We start from the raw sequence: 18,800 nt of genomic DNA on the forward strand, positions 1-18,800 counted from the left end.
CGCTATCGCACTCTTTTTTCACCCCGAAACAAAAAAGGCCCGCGCACGAGCAATCGCGGCGGGCCTTTTATTATTTTTTGAGACATGGCGGTTCGCCACAGGCGTTGGGGCGAATCGTAGCCGCGCCTTTTGCTATGTGTCAATTTCACGAATCGTCTGAGAATAGGTCGAAATCGTCTAAGAAATTCTGCTACTGCTCCGACGTCGATACCCGCTGCGTATTGAGCGCGCATAAAAAAAGCGCCGCCATCCCGGCAGCGCTTTTATCAATCCTTTGTTGGTTCTTATCCTTCCATCACATCCCGCAACGCATCCAGTTCTGCTTCGCTGAATAAACCAGCGGGATAGCGCTCGATGATCATCCGGCGCGGATCAGGTTTCCTGATCTGACGCGTTCCATTGGATTTCAACCAGCGCGCCAGAACCTGGAGCGATTCGCTGTTTACTGCCAGGGGATGCAACGCCCGCTCGCCCATCACATTCACTTCGGCGTTCATATCGCGCTCTCCTGGGTTGTGAGCGGCTAACTTATCCAAGGTTTATGACAGAACAACGAAGGTCTCTGCCTTACCTGTTTCACGGTATGACCGATACAAGAGCTGTGCCAAAGCGTCGCCAACGACAGCTGGCGGGCACAAAAAAACCCGCAGTCCTGACGGGCTGCGGGTTTCATTCATCTGTCGTTGTGAAACTGATGCATCGCGAATTTTGCAAGCCGCTCATGCTGTTACGACGGCACTCACTCTTTGTGCGGAGCGGGTTGTTGTTGGGTAAGGCAGTGAATATTGCCGCCGCCCAGTAACAACTCACGCCCTGGCACCATCACCACTTCGTGCTGGGGAAACAGACTCTGCAGGATCTCCTTGGCTGGGCCATCCAGCGGGTCGTCGAAACTCGGCGCGATGATGCCGCCGTTGACAATCAGGAAGTTCACGTACGAACCGGCCAGACGCACACTTGGATTGCGCTCTTGTGTGCCGTCTACCGGATCGACACCGGCGCACTCCTCTTCGGTTGCGTACAGCGGGCCCGGAATCGGCATCTTGTGCACTATGAAGGGGCGCCCTTTGGCGTCAGTGCTGCCCTCCAGCACTTTCATTGCAGCCTGGCAGCGCGGGTAGTTCGGATCTTGCGGGTCATCGGTCCAGGCCAGCAACACCTCGCCCGGGCGAACGTAGCAGCAGAAGTTATCCACATGCCCATCGGTTTCGTCGTTAAACAAACCGTCCGGCAGCCAGATGATTTTATCCACAGCCAGGTTCGCGCTGAGTACCGCTTCGATTTCCGCGCGGTTCAGGTGCGGATTACGATTGCGGTTGAGCAGGCATTCTTCGGTGGTGATCAGCGTGCCTTCGCCATCTACGTGAATCGATCCGCCTTCGAGCACGAAGCCCTCGGTGCGATAGCGCTGGCTGCGTTCGATCTCTAGAACTTTGCCGCCGACTTGCGAATCTCGATTCCAAGGCGAATACAGACCGCCGTCAAAACCGCCCCACGAGTTGAAATCCCAATTCACACCGCGAACTTCGCCATTGTTATTGATCACGAATGTCGGACCCGTGTCGCGAACCCACGCGTCGTCGCTGGACATCTCGACCACGCGGATATTCGGCACGTCGAGACGGGCGCGAGCGTTTTCGTACTGACCGGCGGACACCGCCACGGTCACAGGTTCGAAACGCGCGATGGCTTTTGCCACCGCGACATGTGCGGCTTGCGCAGGTTTGCCGCCCAGGCGCCAGTTATCCGGGCGCTCCGGCCAGATCATCCAGGTTTGGGTTTGCGGCGCCCACTCGGCCGGCATGTAAAAGCCATCAGCGCGAGGGGTGCTGTTCAAAGTGGTCATGCGATCAGGACTCCAGGGAACCGTCGAGGGTCTTCAGTGTGCCATACAGGTTGGGGCGACGGTCACGGAACGAACCCCATGCACTGCGGATGTGCTCCAGTTCATCAAGATCAAAACGGTGAATCAATAGGCCTTCTTCGGTCTCGTTCAGTTCCTGAACCTTCTCGCCGAACTGATTGGCGATGAACGAGGAGCCGTAAAACGTGATGTCGTAGCCGTCCTGCTCTTCGTTACCGATGCGATTGCTGGCGATCAACGGCATCAGGTTGGCACCGGCATGGCCTTGTTGCACACGTTGCCAATGGTCACGGGAAGAAATGGTCTTGTCGTGGGGCTCGCTGCCGATGGCGGTCGGGTACAAAAGAATTTCCGCGCCCAACAACGCCATGCTCCGCGCGCACTCCGGAAACCACTGATCCCAGCAGATGCCCACGCCGATTTTTGCGTAACGGGTGTTCCACACCTTGAAGCCGGTATCACCAGGGTTGAAATAGTACTTCTCGTGATAGCCAGGACCGTCCGGAATGTGGCTTTTACGATAAATCCCGAGGTTGGAACCATCGGCATCGATGATCGCGATGCTGTTGAAACGCGCGCGGCCCGCCAGCTCGTAGAAGCTGATCGGCAGGACCACTTGCAATTCCTTCGCAACCTTCTGGAAATGCTTGATGGCGACGTTATCTTCCACCGTCGTTGCCAGCTGCAAGTAGTCCGGATTGGGCTTCTGGCAGAAATACGGAGCCTCGAACAGTTCCTGTATCAGGATGATCTGCGCGCCTTTGGCCGCAGCTTCACGAACAAGCCTGTCGGCAGTGTCGATATTGGCTTCGAGGTCCCACGAACAGGCCATCTGGGTGGCGGCGACGGTAACGATACGGCTCATGAATCATCTCCGGGCAGTGCTGATGGGTCGATGTTTGCGTCGACCGGTGAAAGGCGCACGAGCAGTCAGTCGCCAGTGAGCAATGACGACTTTATAACCGATAAAAATCGGCTTTAAAAGAGATTTTCACGGTATACGCTAAAATCATCAGCGTAATTTGCCGATATAAATCGGTAAATACTGCCACTTTGACGGGGCTACAGACCTTCGGCCAACACCTTCGCCAACATATCGACAAAGAAATCCACACTCCGACGCGAGGTTACCATCGGCGGTTTGATCTTCAGGACGTTCAGGTAATCCCCCGTCGGCTGCATGAAAATCCCCAGCTCTCGGAGCCGGTCACACAACGCCGCGGTCTCTTCCGTCGCCGCCTCCAGAGTTTCGCGGTTGCGGATCAACTCGACGCCCAGATAGAAACCGGAGCCGTGCACTGCGCCGACCAGCGGATGAATATCGATCAGCGCTTCAAGACGCTTTTTGAAATAACCGCCGACCACTTGGGCGTTTTCCCAGAGTTTCTCCTCCTCCATGACATCGAGCACCGCCATGCCGATCTGGCAACTGACCGGGCTACCCCCTGCCGAAGAGAAAAAGTACCCCTCCGACTCCAGCGCTTCGGCGATTTCCCGGCGAGTGATTACCGCGCCCAATGGTTGACCGTTGCCCATGCCCTTGGCCATGGTGATGATGTCGGGCACAACGCCCTGCTCTTCAAATCCCCAGAAGAAATTGCCCATGCGGCCATAGCCGACCTGCACTTCGTCGGCGATGCACACGCCACCGTGTGCACGAATCAGAGCATAAGCCTGCTTCAAATAGCCTGGCGGCAGCGAGATACCGCCCGCATTGCCGTACACCGGCTCGCAGATGAACCCGGCGAGCCGCCGCCCTTGCGAAGCGATTTTCGCCAGGTTGTGTTCGACGCTACGCACGTAGTCCGCTGCACAGTCCGCGCCGCGAAACTCACCGCGATAGGTATTCGGCGCGGGCACCGGATGCACCCAGTCGGGGCGGCTGCTCAATGCCTTGGGATTGTCGGCAATCGAGGTCGAGACCGCATCCGCACCCACGGTCCAGCCGTGATAGGCCTCCAGCACGCTGACCATATCGCGCCCGCCGCTGTAAGCCCATGCCAGGCGGATTGCCAGGTCATTGGCCTCGCTGCCACTGTTGACCAGAAACACCCGGTCCATGGAGTCCGGTGACAATTTCAACAAGCGCTCGGAAAATTCAGCGACCGCTGCATAGTTGAATCGCGAATTTGTGTTGAGCAGCGACCACTGGCGGCTGGCCACGGCGGCCATGCGCGGATGGCCATGACCGAGCACCGCGACATTGTTGAGCATGTCGAGGTAAGAACGGCCCTGCATGTCGATCAGGTGATTGCGCCAGCCGCGTTCGATGCGCGGAGGGTCAACGTAATAGTGCTTCTGGGTCCGCGCAAAACTGGCATCGCGGCGCGCGAGCAAGGTCTTTGAATCGAGTTCGGGCTCGGCGTCGCAGGCCAGCCCCAGCAGCATTGCGGGTGATGGGCACAACGCTTGCCACGCCGCCGCGCGCGATGGGGTGCAGAACAACGGCGAATCCAGCACACCACTGCGGCACAGCTGCACGGTCAAAGGTCCACTGACGGTCCCCAATACCTGTCCCGAAGCCAATGCTGCCCCCGCGAGCAGCGTCGGCGTCACGCCCGACATTCGCACACTCAGTTGCGCACCATCCAGTTGCAGCACACCTGGTGCCGGCTGATGGAGCTCACCGGCAAACGGCGAGGCGACCTCGGTGCCAAGGGGCACCCGCAACTCGACATGCAATGCAAAGGTGTCCGGTTCCGCAGCACTGTCCGGGCGAGTACGTGACAACCGGTATTGACCATAACGACTCGCCGCCAAGCCATGTGCTGCCGCGGCTTCGCTCAACAGACGCTGATCGATCCCCGGCTCTTCCCAGTTACCCGCCTCAAAATGCGCGCTGAGTACGCCAAGATCGATCAGGGCAAACTCACGACCCACCAGGCTTGGCAGCATCGGAGCGAAACCTTCGATAGCGATGCTCGACTGGCTATGACCAACCGTGCTGAGGATCGCGGCCTCCATCAGCTCCAGCGGTACCGATGTGGCAACGCGGAAGATTTCCCACTCGTGAATCAGATTGTCACGGCTGTAGTCATTTCCCGGATCAATGCAGACCTGTTGTTCGCCACTGAGTACCAGCACCGCCGCCCGCGCGATGATCAACGGCCACAATGCGAGCAACTCTTCATGTTGCAACGGATTGACCGAGTGATACGCCTGAACGGCCGGCAGGATATAAAACGGATCTCCCGCAGCGTGATGCAGGAGTGCCGCGCAAGTCACCGACAAATCGGTAATGCGCCAGGTGCGGATCAGATCGCCAAAATCGATAACGCCTTGCAGTTGCCAATGCCGTTGCGGATCTCGCTGCCAAACCACATTGTCATCAGTGATGTCCATGTGAATGGCCTGCACCGGCAACCTGTCGATCAACGGTTGCAGGTGTCGCTTGGCCTCTTCTGCAACGTGGGCGATCTGCGCGCGCTGCACGTCATCAGTAATCACCGGCAACAAGTGAGCGATCAACGCGTTGGCATGACGGGCGTCCCATTGAAGAGTGCGTTCCAGTCCGGCGTGATCGAAACCGGCTAGCGCCAGATCCATCTCGCCACAGAGCCGCCCAAAGCCGGCCACCACCGAAGCAGGCAGATGATCAAGCTGCGTCAGTGACTGACCCTCGATGTACTCGAGCAGGCGCACGTGCAAGGCTTGATCTGCGACCACCAGCGACAGCAAATCTTCACCGGTTTTGCCGGGGATCACCTTGGGTACCGGCACGCCGGAGTGCTCTGCCAGATGCTTGAGCCCGGCGTGCTGGGCCTGCAGCTCCAGTGCCGAATAATCACCCCGGCAGATTTTCAGGACGAACCGGCCTTGCTCACTGTCGACCCGGAAGTTGAGGTCCTGCTGACTGCCAAGGGCCTGCAACCTGCCGCGCAACCCGTAATGCTCGAAAAGCAGCGCTGAAGCCTGATCCTCCGAAACCTGTGGGCCGGGCAAACTGGCGCGATGAATCAACGTGGCAAGCGGCATACAACGACCCCTGAAAATTTTGTTAGGCGCCTATATCGCCACTGCGATGGACGATGCGCAAGTACCTTATACCCGTTGCGGACAAGCTCAGGAGCGCAGCACACGCTCAACTGCGCACCGTCCGAACTTTCCTACATGAATCTCGGATTGCCTCCTCGCGCGAACGGGCGAGTTTTAGACGCTAGTCACGCCGACCAGATTCGCCTGAACATCGGCACTCGCTTCGGCCGCCGCCTTGCGCAAGAATGTCGGCCATTGACGTCTATTGCTGGAGAATCACATGAATGTTGTCACGACCGACCTGCCCGGCGTTCTGATGATTGAACCCAAGGTATTTGGCGACGAGCGCGGCTTCTTTTATGAAAGCTTCAATGCCCGTTCTTTCAATGAGGCGACGGGACTGGACGTGCAGTTTGTTCAAGACAACCATTCCCGCTCGCAAAAAGGCGTGTTGCGCGGTCTGCATTACCAACTGGAAAACACTCAAGGCAAACTGGTTCGGGTGACGGCTGGCGAAGTGCTCGATGTGGCCGTGGACATTCGTCGCAGCTCGCCGCATTTTGGCAAGTGGGTCGCGGTGCGGCTGTCGGCCGAGAACCATCGGCAGATGTGGGTGCCGGAAGGTTTCGCCCATGGTTTTGTGGTGCTGAGCGATTTCGCCGAGTTTCTGTACAAGACCACCGATTACTACACGCCCTCCGCCGAGCGCAGCATTCGCTGGGACGACCCCGATCTGGCGATCGATTGGCAACTGGACGCAGCGCCGCAACTGTCCGGCAAGGATCAAGTGGCATCGCTCTTCAAGGACGCTGACGTGTTTTCCTGAATCGTTGTGCGAAATTTCACCTCGACACATGCCTGGGCCATGGCGCGCAGACTGCGCTCGCAAGCCTAGGCATAATGCGCCTGTACCCACAGGCGCTTGATGCTCATGACTCCGACCCTCCCCCGCAGACCCCGTTGGCGCAGCCTGGCCCTGCTCGCGCTGTGTCTGGCGCCTTTGCTGTGGCCGCTGGAGCACCTGGCCGAGCGTTATTACCGCAGCGAACTGGCCGGGCAAAATCGCCAGACGCTCGACCTGTACGTCGCCAACTTGCTGGGCACCCTGCACCGTTACGAAGTATTACCGCAGATCGTCGGAGATCTGCCCGCCCTGCGCGCCGCACTGGCCGCGCCGGACGACGGCGTGACGCAAGGCAACGCCAATCGTTTTCTGAAGAACATCAGCGCGCAGACCGGCGCCGAAGTGATGTACCTGATGGACACCACGGGCAAGACGCTGGCCGCCTCCAACTGGGACAAACATGACAGTTTTGTCGGCCGCAACTTTGCCTTCCGCCCGTATTTCAGCGAAGCGATGGCCGGCCGTCTGGGCCGCTTCTTCGGCCTGGGCACTACCTCGGCCAAGCGTGGTTACTTCTTCGCCGCGGCAGTGCGTGAACGGGAAAAAATTGTCGGGGTGCTGGTGGTCAAGGTTGACCTTGACCATACCGAAAGCCTCTGGGGCAAAACTCCGGAACAATTGCTGGTGACCGACCACAACGGCGTGGTGATCCTCACTTCCCGGCCGGAATGGCGATTCCGCGCGACCCGTCTACTGAGCGACGCAGAGCGCAAAGCGATCATCGCGATCCAGCCTTATCCGACCCGCGACCCGAAACCGTTGGATCTCAATACAGACGCCTGGCTGACCCAGACCCAGCAGATTGATGAAACAGGCTGGAGCGTCAGCATCCTTGCGCCCCGCACCTTGATCGACCGGCCGGTGCGTACAGTTGTAGCCATCGGCGGAGCGACTTTGCTGGTGCTGATGCTTTTGCTCGGTCTGATGATGCAGCGGCGGCGGCATTACCTCGAACGTATCGCCTTCGAAGCCAAGGCCCGACGTGAACTGGAAGGCCGGGTTGCGGAGCGGACCAGCGACCTGGAAGGCCTCAATCGTCGCCTCAAGGAAGAAGTGCTGGAGCGCGAACAGGCGCAGCAGGAACTGGTCCGCGCTCAGGATGATCTGGTGCAGGCCGGCAAGTTGTCGGCGCTGGGCACGATGTCGGCGAGCATCAGTCACGAACTCAATCAACCGCTGGCCGCGATCCGCAGCTATGCGGAAAACGCCGAAGTGCTGCTGGATCACCAGCGCACCGACGATGCGCGGGGCAATCTCAAACTCATCAGCGAACTGACCGGGCGCATGGCATCGATCATTGCGCACCTGCGTGCCTTCGCCCGACGCGATCGCCACGCTCCGGAAAGCGTCGCCCTGCAACCGGCGCTCGACGACGCCCTGGCATTACTGGCCAAGCGCCGACGGAGCATGGAAGTCGAGCTGATCCGCGATCTGCCGGCTGCGGCGTTATGGGTGGAAGCGGGAGAAACACGACTGCGGCAGGTACTGGGCAATTTGCTCGCGAACGCGCTGGACGCGCTGACGGAAAAAGGCCCGCCCCGTAAACTCTGGTTGAGCGCACAGTCCACCGCCGACGGCGTGACGCTGTACATTCGCGACAACGGCCCGGGCTTCTGCATGGAAGCGCTGGGGCGTGCCAGCGAGCCGTTTTACACCACCAAGACCCGCACGCAAGGTCTGGGGCTGGGGCTGGCAATTTGCGAAACCCTGATGCGCGCGTTTGGCGGTGAACTGTCGTTTGCCAATCATAAAGACGGCGGCGCCCTGATCACTCTGAAATTGCGCGCAGGCGCTCCGGGCGTAAGCCTGCAACCGTCCGAGGACCGAAGTGCATGACCATCGATAACCGCATCCAGGTCGTATTGATCGACGATGATCCGCACCTGCGCCAGGCATTGAGCCAGACGCTGGATCTGGCCGGGCTGAAGATCCTGCCGCTCGCCGAAGCCAAGGGTCTGGCCGCGCAACTCGAGCGCGACTGGCCCGGCGTGGTGGTCAGCGACATTCGCATGCCAGGCATGGATGGCCTCGAGCTCCTGACCGAACTGCATGCGCAAGACCCGGAACTGCCAGTGCTGCTGATTACCGGCCATGGCGATGTGCCGCTGGCCGTCCAGGCGATGCGGGCAGGGGCGTATGACTTTCTGGAAAAACCCTTCGCCAGCGACTCATTGCTCGACAGCGTCCGCCGCGCCCTGGCCCTGCGCCGTCTGGTGCTGGATAACCGCAGCTTGCGCCTGGCGCTGAGCGATCGCACTGAGCTGAGTACCCGACTGGTCGGCCACTCGGCCCCGATGCGGCGCCTGCGCGAGCAGATCGGCGCACTCGCGGCGACCCGAGCCGACGTGCTGATTCTCGGTGAGACCGGCGCCGGCAAAGAAGTCGTCGCCCGTGCGCTGCATGATTTGTCGAGTCGGCGCAACGGCCCGTTCGTGGCGATCAACGCCGGGGCGCTGGCTGAATCGGTGGTGGAAAGCGAGCTGTTCGGTCACGAGCCAGGCGCCTTTACCGGCGCGCAGAAACGGCGTATCGGCAAGTTCGAATTCGCCAACGGCGGCACGTTGTTTCTCGACGAAATCGAAAGCATGAGTCTGGATGTGCAAGTCAAATTGCTGCGAATGCTGCAAGAGCGCGTCGTCGAACGTCTGGGGGGTAATCAACTGATCCCGCTGGACATCCGCATCATCGCCGCCACCAAGGAAGATTTGCGCCAGTCAGCCGATCAGGGCCGTTTCCGCGCTGACTTGTACTACCGCTTGAACGTCGCCCCCCTGCGCATTCCGCCACTGCGCGAGCGTGGCGAGGATGCGCTGATGCTGTTCCAGCATTTTGCCGAAGAAGCCAGTGCACGCCACGGTCTGCCAACCCATGAATTACAACCCGGCCACCGCGCTTTGTTGCTGCGTCACACCTGGCCCGGCAACGTGCGGGAACTGCAAAACGCGGCGGAACGTTTCGCCCTGGGTCTGGAGCTGGCGTTGGATAACAGCGTGCCGGACGGAGCTGTCGGGCTGGCGGTGGAGATGGTCAGCGGCGGTCTCAGCGAGCAAGTCGAGAACTTCGAGAAATCCTTGATTGCCGCCGAGCTCGCACGCTCCCATGGCTCGGTGCGCAGCCTCGCCGAAGCCCTCGGGATACCGCGCAAAACCCTGCACGACAAACTGCGCAAGCATGGGCTGAATTTCGCCGACGCTGGTGCTGGCAGCCACACTGACGAAACTGACTGAGCCAGCTTCATTTCATCCACTTGAACGACAAGGCCAATTCATGAACCGCGACAGTCGTCACCTGGAGTCTATCCTCCATCGCGATATTCCCCTGACGCGGGACATGGGCCTGAAAGTGCTCGACTGGCACGATCAGCAATTGCGCCTGCATCTTCCGCTGGACGCCAACGTCAACCACAAGAGCACCATGTTCGGTGGCAGCCTGTATTGCGGCGCGGTGTTGGCCGGTTGGGGCTGGCTTCACCTGCGTTTGCGCGAGGAACGGGTGGAAGAGGGTCACATAGTTATTCAGGAAGGTCAGATCAGTTATCCGCTGCCGGTAACGATGGATGCGATAGCGATCTGCGAGGCGCCGAGTGCAGCAGTGTGGAAGAAGTTTCTGGCGATGTACGAACGTTATGGGCGGGCGCGGCTGACCCTGCACTCGCGGATTGTAAATGCCGACAATGATGTCGATGCGGTGAGGTTTACCGGGCAGTACGTTCTGCATCGTTGACGTAAAAGATCGCAGCCTCGCTTCGCTCGACAGCTGCTACAAAAAATCCCCCGCCGCGGGACCTGCAGGAATTGTAGGACTTGTAGGAGCTGTCGAGCGAAGCGAGGCTGCGATCTTTTAACCTCAACCCCGAGCCAGCGCCAGCGCCAGCAGCTTCCCCCGCCAGTTCGCCTTAGCCGGCAGCGCAAGAAAAAACTCATTCAACAACGACTCTCGCGCCGGATAGCTGAACGGTGCACCGCCAAGATCCAGCACCTCACCGCCAGCGCCTTCCAGCACACCCTGGGCGGCCGCCGTATCCCATTGCGAAGTCGGCGCCAAGCGCGGGTAGCAATCCGCAGCGCCTTCCGCCAATAGGCAGAACTTCAGCGAACTACCGATATTGGCCAATTTCAGTTCGCCCAGACTGGCACTCAACCCGGCAAGCAAGCGCTCTTGCGCGGGACTTGAATGACGACGACTGGCGACAACGGTAAAGGTCTCACCTGCGCCTGGTTCCGGGCGGACCTGAATGGGCATCGGTTCAACGCCGCCATCGCCACGCCAGGCACCCAACCCGGAGCCGCCGACATAGAAACGTCCGCTGGTCGGCATCGTCACCACACCAAACACCACCCTCCCTTGTTCAATAAGCGCGATGTTGACGGTAAATTCTTCACTGCCGGAAATGAACTCCTTGGTGCCGTCCAGAGGATCGACCAGCCACCAGCGCTGCCAGCCGGCTCGAATACTCAAGGGAATGTCGGCGTCCTCTTCGGACAACACCGGAATACTCGGATCCAGCGCCGTCAGCCCGGCGAGAATCAGATGGTGGGCTGCCAGGTCGGCTGCCGTCACAGGGGAGTCATCGGATTTGGCGGTCACTTCGGTGTCAGTGCGCCAGAACGGCAGGATCGCCTCGCCAGCTTTTAGCGCCAGTTCGATAACCGGCGCCATCAACGGATGCGGGAAGTTCATGGCAGGAAGACCCCACGCTGAGTCAACAGATCACGGGCCAGATACAGCGCCGCCAAGGCCCGGCCCTCAGTGAATTTCGGATTTTGAGCCAGCGCCGACAATTCGCGCAGGTTGATGGTCTCTACGCCCATCGGCTCCGGCTCGTCACCCTCGAGTCGTTCTTCGTACAAATCAGTGGCCAGCACCACCTGGATTTTCTGGCTCATGTAACCGGGCGACAACGACAGCTCGGTCAGATGTTCCAACTGCCGTGCGCCGTAGCCGGCTTCTTCCTTGAGCTCCCGCTCGGCCGCCGCCAGCACGTCTTCGCCAGGCTCGATCAAGCCTTTGGGCAACGACAGCTCATATTCATCGGTGCCACCGCAGTATTCCTCGACCAGCACCGCGTGATCCGCATCGAGCATCGCAACGATCATTACCGCGCCATAACCGGCACCCTTGCCGACCAGCCGCTCGTAAGTCCGCTCAACACCATTGGAAAATCGCAACTTCAGCTCTTCTACGCAGAACAAACGGCTGGTGGCGACAATCTCGCGGGCGAGGATGGTGGGTTTCTGGCGCATGAGCGGCTCCTTGGCGATAGCGGGTTACTATACCCGGCCTATCCTGATTGTTGATCCCGGATATCTTTTTTAGCGCTGGAGAAGTTTTTTTATGGCCGCCCTGCCCTGGCACGACATTGACACCGTTCTGTTGGACATGGACGGCACGTTGCTCGACCTGCATTTCGACAACCATTTCTGGTTGGAGCACCTGCCTCAGCGCTACGCCGAGTTGCATGGGGTGAGCCGGGCAATGGCCGAAATGGAGTTGCAGCCGCTGTTCGAAAGGCATGCCGGTCAGTTGCAATGGTATTGCCTGGACTTCTGGAGTGCCGAGCTGAAGCTTTCGGTGCGCGAGCTGAAACTGGAAACAGCTCACTTGATCGCGCTCCGCCCGGACGCCGACACCTTTCTTGCGGCGATCAAAAAGGCCGGCAAGCGCGTGGTGATGATCACCAATGCGCACCGTGATTCTCTGTCGTTGAAACTGGAAAGGATCGAACTGGCGCCGTATTTCGAGCGGCTGATCAGCTCTCACGATTACGGCTTCCCCAAGGAAAACCCGCAGTTCTGGGACGCCTTGCAGGCAGACCTCGATTTCGACCCGGCCCGCAGCCTGTTTATCGACGACACCTTACCGATCCTGCGCAGTGCGCGGGAGTTTGGCGTGGCGCATTTATTGGCTGTGAGTGAGCCGGATAGCCGAAAAGGGCCGAAGGACACGGGGGAGTTTGCAGCAGTGGGTGATTACCGGGAATTGATTGCGGGACTCTAGACCGAGTCAGCAGCATCGCGGGCAAGCCTTGCCCGCGATTGCTTTCAAAAAATTACTCAGGAATACGCAACGACTGCCCTGGGTAAATCTTGTTCACATCCTTGAGCATCGGTTTGTTGGCGTCGAAGATCTTTTGATACTTGTTGGCATCGCCATAAACGCGCAAAGAAATCGCACTGAGGGTGTCGCCCTTTTCGACCACCACAAACTTGGCCGCAACAACTACTGGCCCGGTCACAGTGATCTGGTCATCAACACCGCTGATACCGGCCACGTTACCCAGCGCCAGAAGGATTTTCTCCTTCTCCTCCTGACTGGTCGCTTCGCCTGTAGCGATGACTTTCTCGCCCTCGACTTTCACCTGAATCTTGGAAGTGTCGATACCTGTGAGGGCATCCTTGACGTGCTTGGTCAACTTCTCGCTGTTGGCTTCGGCCTTGTCGGGCGTCAACGCATCGAGGATTTTTTCACCTGCATCTTTCAAAAAGCTGAAAAGGCTCATCGTGTGCTCTCCTTGGTAATTAAGTGTCCGGACGCAAGAGACTAGACCAACCCTGCAATGCGCGGTTCCAAACCGATCAATGACGTCCGTCCGGTGCAAGCGCTAGAATCCGTTCCTCACCGCACCCATGGAGCGAAGATGGACATCAAGCAGCTCAAATTCCTCATCGCTCTCGACGAAACCCGCCATTTCGGCCAGGCCGCCGCACGCTGTCACATCACTCAGCCGACCCTGTCCATGCGTCTGCGCAGCCTTGAAGAAGAACTCGAATTGCCCCTGGTCAATCGCGGCCAGCGCTTTGAAAGTTTCACGGCGCCGGGCGAGCGTGTTCTGGCATGGGCGCGCACGGTGCTGGCGGCCTACGATGGATTGCAAGCCGAGGCCGCCGCGTGTCGCGGCAATCTGGTCGGCACATTGCGTCTAGGGGTGGTGCCGCTGTCGAGTTTCGATCCGTTGCTGTTGATGCAACGGCTGCACACCGAGCACCCGAATCTGCGCTTTGAATTGTCGGCGTTGAGTTCCGAGCAGATCCTCGAACAACTGGCCAACAATCGTCTGGACCTTGGCGTGTCGTACCTGGATAGGCTGGACGGCGAGCGCTTTGACTCGCTGGCCTTCAGCGAAACCCGTATGGGCCTGCTTTATGATCAACGTTTCTTCAGCTTCAGCGACGCACCGCTGAGTTGGGAAGCGTTGATCGAGTTGCCGTTGGGCATGCTGACCAGCGGCATGCATTTCCGCCAGTCCATTGACCACAATTTTCACAGCCGTGGGCTGACTCCGCAGCCTCTGCTGCAGACCGACGCCGTGCATCAACTGTTACAAGCCGTACACGGTGGCTTGTGCTGCGCCGTGATGCCACTGGACGGAGGCCTGGAAAATCTCACCGATCACTTGCGCTTGCAGCCTATCGAAAACGCGCAAACCCTCGCCAGGCTAGGGTTGATCATGCGCCGCAGCGCCCCACGCTCAGCGCTGGCGGAGGCATGTTTTGCGCTCTATCAGAAATCGCCAGCAGACTCTTGATCGACGTCATCTATCGGTACATCAGTATTAGCGATTAGACGCGACCTATTGACGCGCCTAGGCTTGAAGCTGACCAAACCGTCGGTGATGCCTCATGAACGCCAAGCGCCCTGCCTGCGCGGCGCCAGCCCTTGAAACGCCCGCTGCCAGCCAGACTTACAGCTATTGCGACCTGCAACACATCGATTCAGCCAGCACCGAGCTGGCCGAAGAAGTGGCGTTGGCGATTGCCTATAACGGCATCAGTCAGGCTGTAATGCTGGTGACACCGACGGATCTTGAAGACTTCATCGTCGGCTTCAGCCTCGGCAGCGGCATTATCGAAGATCCCACCGATATCTACGACCTGCAGCTCAGCGGCTCAGGCTCGGCGCAATACGCGCAAGTGACCATTGCCAATCGCGCCTTCTGGAACCTCAAACAACAGCGTCGGCAACTGGCCGGCACCAGTGGTTGCGGGCTGTGCGGCGTGGAAGCGGTCGAGCAAGCATTGCCCGATCTCAAGGTGCTGCCCGGTTCGCCACTGCCGCCGGCTGAATGGCTCGATGGATTGCGACAGCGCATCGGTGCGTTCCAGCCACTGGGCCAGCATTGTGGCGCGGTGCATGCGGCGGTGTTCATGAATGCCGAGGGCGAGTTGTTGCTTGGCCGTGAAGACATCGGTCGACACAACGCCCTCGACAAGCTGATCGGCGGGCTGATTCGCCAGAACATCCCCACTGCCGGCGGCCTGGCGATTGTCACCAGCCGATGCAGCCTCGAACTGATTCAGAAAGTCTTGCGCGCAGGTATTCAGACCCTGGTCAGCCTGTCGTCGCCCACGGGCCTTGCCGTGCAATGGGCCCGTCGCCACAACCTCAATCTCATCCACCTGCCGCAGAAAAGTGCGCCGCGGGTCTACAGCCCAGCGTTGGAGAAACAAGCGTGAGTCAACATCGTCAAGCCGACCAGAAACCCGTCCCCCGCTACAAGCCCTACAAAGGCCCGGCCGGCGGCTGGGGCGCACTGATCAGTGTCGCCCAAGCCTGGTTGACCAGCGATAACGCGCTGAAAAACCTGCGCATCATGCTCAAGACCAACCAGAACGGCGGCTTCGACTGCCCCGGTTGTGCCTGGGGCGATTCTCCCGAAAAAGGCATGGTGATGTTCTGTGAGAACGGCGCCAAAGCGGTGAATTGGGAAGCGACCAAGCGCCGCGTCGACAGTGCGTTTTTTGCCAAACACAGCGTCAGTTCTTTGCTGGAACAGAGTGACTACTGGCTGGAATATCAGGGCCGGCTGACCGAGCCGTTGAGCTATGACGCTGAAACCGATCGTTACAAGCCGATCAGTTGGGAAGCGGCATTCGCCTTGATCGCCAGACATTTGCAGGGCCTGTCGAGCCCGAACCAGGCCGAGTTCTACACCTCGGGGCGCGCCAGCAACGAGGCCGCGTACCTCTATCAATTGTTCGTGCGCACCTACGGCACCAATAATTTTCCTGATTGCTCGAACATGTGCCACGAGGCCAGTGGCGTAGCGTTGGCGCAAAGCGTTGGCGTCGGCAAAGGCACGGTGACCTTTAACGACTTCGAACACGCTGATGCCATTTTCGTTTGGGGTCAGAACCCTGGCACCAACCATCCGCGGATGCTCGAACCGCTGCGCGAAGCGGTGAAACGCGGTGCTCAAGTGGTGTGTGTCAACCCGCTGAAAGAGCGTGGCCTGGAACGTTTCCAGCATCCGCAGCACCCGATCGAAATGCTCACCAACGGTGACAAGCCGACCAACACTGCGTATTTCCGCCCGGCATTGGGCGGCGATATGGCCGTGCTGCGCGGTATGGCCAAGTTTCTCCTGCAGTGGGAGCGCGAAGCGCAGAAGACTGGCGCGCCGGCCGTGTTCGATCACGACTTCCTCAACGAACACAGCGTTAACGTTCTGGAATACCTCGGCGTGATTGATGACACGCCATGGGAGCAGATTGTCGAGCAGTCCGGTCTGCCGCTGGTGGAGATCGAGCAAGCGGCGCGCATGTACGCCAAGGGCAAGAATGTGATCATGTGCTGGGCGATGGGTATCACCCAGCACCGCCATTCAGTGGCGACCATTCAGGAAATCGCCAACCTGATGCTGCTGCGCGGCAACATTGGTCGGCCCGGTGCCGGTCTGTGCCCGGTGCGTGGCCACAGCAACGTGCAGGGCGACCGCACGATGGGCATTAATGAGCGTCCGCCGGTGGCGTTCCTTGATTCTCTTGAACGGCGCTTCCAGTTCAAGGTGCCGCGTGACAATGGCCATAACGTCGTCGAGGCGATCCACGCCATGGCTGAGGGCCGCGCAAAGGTGTTCATCGGCCTGGGTGGCAATTTCGCTCAGGCGACTCCGGACAGTCATCGCACATTCAAGGCGCTGACCAACTGCGACCTGACGGTGCAGATCAGCACCAAGCTCAACCGCAGTCATCTGGCCCACGGCAAGGAAGCGCTGATCCTGCCGTGCCTGGGTCGTACCGATATCGATATCCAGACCGAAGGCGCGCAAGCGGTGACCGTGGAAGATTCGTTCAGCATGGTTCACGCCTCAAACGGTCAGTTGCAGCCGCTGTCGAACCAGATGCGCTCCGAACCGTGGATCATTGCCGGGATTGCTGCTGCGACGCTGGGCAGCAAACCGGTGGACTGGAACTGGCTGGTGGCCGATTACAGTCGCATCCGCGACCTGATCGCCGACACCATTGCGGGCTTCAAGGAATTCAACGAAAAGATCAAGCACCCGGGCGGTTTTTACCTGGGCAACAGCGCCGGCGCCCGTCGCTGGAACACGCCGTCGGGTCGCGCCAATTTCCGTCCCAACATGCTGCCTGAAGACCTGGTGCACGAACGCACCCGCGCCACCGGCGTTCTGCCGGACCTGATCATGCAGTCGATGCGTTCCCACGATCAGTACAACACCACTATCTATGGCCTCGACGACCGTTATCGCGGGGTTAAAGGCCAGCGAGATGTGTTGTTTGTGAACGAGGCGGACATCATTCGCCTGGGCTTCAAACCGGGACAGAAGGCCGATATCGTTTCAATCTGGGACGATGGCCGTGAGCGCCGGGTGAAAGGCTTCACATTGCTGGCGTTTGATATTCCAGCGGGACAGGCGGCTGCGTATTACCCGGAAGTGAATCCGTTGGTGCCGCTGGAAAGCACGGGGGATGGCAGTCATACGCCAACGTCGAAGTTTGTAGCGATTCGGCTGGAGGCGGCGAGTGAAAGCGGTTTGATCATGGCCAGGTCGGCTTGATGCGATAGCAGGCTTGGCCTGTTTGCGGCTCTTACGGGTTGGATACCAGGACCATTCGAATGCTTTTCTATCGCCCACAAAAAAGGCCGTTTTTTCACAAAAACGGCTTTCCGAAGTAGTTAAAGACCGGCAAAAAACACTTAAGTTCCCCAGTTAAAACAGTAACTTGGAGAATTGTGTACAAGTCGTGTTACTCGTCGGATTTCGATTGTCACAATCATAAGATCGCCTCAGGATCGCGTCGTCATCCCCTTGAGGTTTCTCTATGAAGTTCTCCTCGATTCTCTTGTTGTCCCTTGGCCTGGTCAGTGGTTTCGCATCTGCAGGCGGCACCACCGAAGCAGGCGTGGGCGGCGCATTGGGCGGGGTTTTGGGCTCGGTCGTCGGTCAGTCGTTAGGCGGCAATACAGGCTCCACCATTGGCGCAGCCTTGGGCGGCGCGGGTGGTAGCGCAGTCGGCGCAGACAAACGCAGCCGTGGCGAAGCCGCTATCGGCGGTGCGCTGGGCGCAGCAGGCGGTAACGTGGTCGGTCGTAGCCTGGGCGGCAGCACCGGCAGCCTGATCGGTTCCGCAGCAGGCGGCGGCGCCGGTGGCGCGCTGGGCAACTACATGGGTAATAAAAGCGACGCTGACGATGATCGACGCTCCCATCGTGGTGGCGATCGTCGCTACTACCGAGATGGCCACCCCGGCCGCGGTCATGCTTACGGGCATCGCAAGCACAAAAAACACTATCGTCATGATTAAGTCTTGATCACCCGTTGACGAGTAAATGAAAATCGCAGCCCCCGGGCTGCGATTTTTTTTGCCGGTCAAATCACCAAGCGTTCAAGTGCCGTTCGTAAATCAGCAGGAATCGCGACCGGCTGATTCGATGCACGATCCACAAACACATGCACGAAGCGACCCGCTGCGCAGGCTTCAGCCTCACCGACCTTGAATACCGCCAACTCGTACTGCACCGAACTGTTTCCCAGCTTGCCGACGCGCAAGCCGATCTCTATCCGATCCGGAAAGGCAATTGAGGCGAAGTAATCACAGGCTGAACTCACCACAAAACCGACTACTTCGCCGTCATGGATATCAAGCCCACCGACCTCGATCAGGTAAGTGTTCACAGCCGTGTCGAAGAAACTGTAATAGGTGACGTTATTGATGTGGCCGTAAGCATCGTTGTCGTGCCAGCGCGTGGTGACCGGCAGGAAATGCGGGTAATCGGAACGTTGCGGCATGGGGTTGGACATCAATGTCTGTTCCT

General features: G+C 59.2%; 17 protein-coding genes. 9 read left to right on the forward strand and 8 right to left on the reverse strand.

Features of this window, described 5'->3' with window-relative positions:
• Positions 1–284: 284 nt before the first annotated feature.
• The 4 genes from ACYZTS_RS06150 to ACYZTS_RS06165 form a co-directional block, all read right to left on the reverse strand.
• Entirely contained in the window at positions 285–497 is a 213-nt protein-coding gene (locus tag ACYZTS_RS06150; RefSeq protein ID WP_028620989.1) for a hypothetical protein, read from the reverse strand.
• A gap of 242 nt (positions 498–739) precedes the next feature.
• A complete protein-coding gene (gene aguA / locus ACYZTS_RS06155; RefSeq protein ID WP_461994745.1) occupies positions 740–1,846 on the reverse strand; it encodes an agmatine deiminase in 1,107 nt (368 codons plus the stop codon).
• 4 nt (positions 1,847–1,850) lie between these two features.
• Positions 1,851–2,729, reverse strand: a complete 879-nt coding sequence (gene aguB / locus ACYZTS_RS06160; protein WP_461994747.1) for an N-carbamoylputrescine amidase — start codon at positions 2,727–2,729, stop codon at positions 1,851–1,853.
• A 197-nt stretch (positions 2,730–2,926) separates the two neighbouring features.
• A complete protein-coding gene (locus ACYZTS_RS06165) occupies positions 2,927–5,839 on the reverse strand; it encodes an aminotransferase (protein WP_461994749.1) in 2,913 nt (970 codons plus the stop codon).
• Positions 5,840–6,119: 280 nt separating this feature from the next.
• Between ACYZTS_RS06165 and rfbC the strand changes: the two genes are divergently transcribed.
• From rfbC to ACYZTS_RS06185, 4 genes are all read left to right on the forward strand, one after another.
• The gene (rfbC, locus tag ACYZTS_RS06170) at positions 6,120–6,665 is read left to right on the forward strand and encodes a dTDP-4-dehydrorhamnose 3,5-epimerase (protein ID WP_461994751.1); all 546 of its coding nucleotides are present in this window, start codon (positions 6,120–6,122) and stop codon (positions 6,663–6,665) included.
• Between the two features lie 105 nt (positions 6,666–6,770).
• The gene (locus tag ACYZTS_RS06175; RefSeq protein ID WP_461994753.1) at positions 6,771–8,579 is read left to right on the forward strand and encodes a sensor histidine kinase; all 1,809 of its coding nucleotides are present in this window, start codon (positions 6,771–6,773) and stop codon (positions 8,577–8,579) included.
• Positions 8,576–9,970, forward strand: coding sequence for a sigma-54-dependent transcriptional regulator (locus tag ACYZTS_RS06180; RefSeq protein WP_461994755.1), 1,395 nt, complete (start codon positions 8,576–8,578; stop codon positions 9,968–9,970). Before ACYZTS_RS06175 ends, ACYZTS_RS06180 begins: the two co-directional genes overlap by 4 nt.
• Before the next feature lie 40 nt (positions 9,971–10,010).
• The gene (locus ACYZTS_RS06185) at positions 10,011–10,466 is read left to right on the forward strand and encodes a YiiD C-terminal domain-containing protein (RefSeq protein ID WP_461994757.1); all 456 of its coding nucleotides are present in this window, start codon (positions 10,011–10,013) and stop codon (positions 10,464–10,466) included.
• A 123-nt stretch (positions 10,467–10,589) separates the two neighbouring features.
• On the opposite strand, the gene cysQ is transcribed toward ACYZTS_RS06185, so the two are convergent.
• Together cysQ and nudE are read right to left on the reverse strand one after the other, a co-directional pair.
• A complete protein-coding gene (gene cysQ, locus ACYZTS_RS06190; protein WP_461994759.1) occupies positions 10,590–11,423 on the reverse strand; it encodes a 3'(2'),5'-bisphosphate nucleotidase CysQ in 834 nt (277 codons plus the stop codon).
• Positions 11,420–11,986 (reverse strand): ADP compounds hydrolase NudE, encoded by a 567-nt coding sequence (gene nudE / locus ACYZTS_RS06195; RefSeq protein WP_028620998.1) that lies wholly within the window; start codon positions 11,984–11,986, stop codon positions 11,420–11,422. Before nudE ends, cysQ begins: the two co-directional genes overlap by 4 nt.
• 91 nt (positions 11,987–12,077) lie before the next feature.
• Here nudE and yrfG point away from each other — a divergent pair, with 91 nt between their 5' ends.
• On the forward strand, positions 12,078–12,740 hold the full coding sequence (gene yrfG / locus ACYZTS_RS06200; protein WP_461994761.1) for a GMP/IMP nucleotidase: 663 nt from the start codon (positions 12,078–12,080) through the stop codon (positions 12,738–12,740).
• Between the two features lie 52 nt (positions 12,741–12,792).
• Here yrfG and lysM read toward each other — a convergent pair whose 3' ends face one another.
• Positions 12,793–13,242, reverse strand: coding sequence for a peptidoglycan-binding protein LysM (gene lysM, locus ACYZTS_RS06205; RefSeq protein ID WP_028621000.1), 450 nt, complete (start codon positions 13,240–13,242; stop codon positions 12,793–12,795).
• Between the two features lie 138 nt (positions 13,243–13,380).
• Between lysM and ACYZTS_RS06210 the strand changes: the two genes are divergently transcribed.
• The 4 genes from ACYZTS_RS06210 (at position 13,381) to ACYZTS_RS06225 (ending at position 18,289) form a co-directional block, all read left to right on the forward strand.
• Positions 13,381–14,268, forward strand: a complete 888-nt coding sequence (locus tag ACYZTS_RS06210) for a LysR family transcriptional regulator (protein WP_028621001.1) — start codon at positions 13,381–13,383, stop codon at positions 14,266–14,268.
• 94 nt (positions 14,269–14,362) lie between these two features.
• On the forward strand, positions 14,363–15,196 hold the full coding sequence (gene fdhD / locus ACYZTS_RS06215; protein WP_461994764.1) for a formate dehydrogenase accessory sulfurtransferase FdhD: 834 nt from the start codon (positions 14,363–14,365) through the stop codon (positions 15,194–15,196).
• Positions 15,193–17,541 (forward strand): FdhF/YdeP family oxidoreductase, encoded by a 2,349-nt coding sequence (locus ACYZTS_RS06220; protein ID WP_461994766.1) that lies wholly within the window; start codon positions 15,193–15,195, stop codon positions 17,539–17,541. The genes fdhD and ACYZTS_RS06220 overlap by 4 nt, the downstream gene beginning before the upstream one ends.
• Before the next feature lie 265 nt (positions 17,542–17,806).
• Complete coding sequence (locus tag ACYZTS_RS06225; RefSeq protein ID WP_028621004.1) at positions 17,807–18,289, forward strand: glycine zipper domain-containing protein; 483 nt, start codon at positions 17,807–17,809, stop codon at positions 18,287–18,289.
• A 65-nt stretch (positions 18,290–18,354) separates the two neighbouring features.
• On the opposite strand, the gene ACYZTS_RS06230 is transcribed toward ACYZTS_RS06225, so the two are convergent.
• Positions 18,355–18,786: an acyl-CoA thioesterase gene (locus ACYZTS_RS06230; protein ID WP_461994768.1), complete on the reverse strand. Its 432-nt coding sequence runs from the start codon at positions 18,784–18,786 to the stop codon at positions 18,355–18,357.
• Positions 18,787–18,800 lie beyond the last annotated feature (14 nt).

The organism is Pseudomonas sp. TMB3-21, from assembly GCF_054898145.1.